Annotated in this window: 1 protein-coding gene; it reads right to left on the bottom strand. The window is 28.9% G+C overall.

What is annotated here, in order from left to right; translation table 11 throughout:
* On the bottom strand, positions 1 to 249 hold a 249-nt coding region (locus N8L39_RS09380), incomplete at both ends, for a spherulation-specific family 4 protein (protein WP_261039394.1).

Below are 249 nucleotides of genomic sequence, written 5' to 3'. Positions count from 1 at the left end.
CACATTTTTTTCTAAAACAATTTTAGTTTTATCATATAAATCTTGATAAAAAGAAACATTTGAGTTTGAAGTAGACATTTCATCATAAAATATTCCATTTACTCCATACCAAGAATTATAATTCGAGACTTGCTGAAGCAAATTAGAAATATTTCCATTTGAAGAATAATTAGTAGCTATGGAACCTATAACATTTGATCCTGATCCCTGAAGGGTGGATACAGCATTTGCGTATTCTGAATCGTAAGA

Origin of the sequence: Streptococcus mitis, assembly GCF_946190285.1 — a bacterium.
In the GTDB taxonomy this organism is placed as follows: domain Bacteria; phylum Bacillota; class Bacilli; order Lactobacillales; family Streptococcaceae; genus Streptococcus; species Streptococcus mitis_CP.
This window is presented reverse-complemented; position numbering and strand designations above follow the sequence as displayed.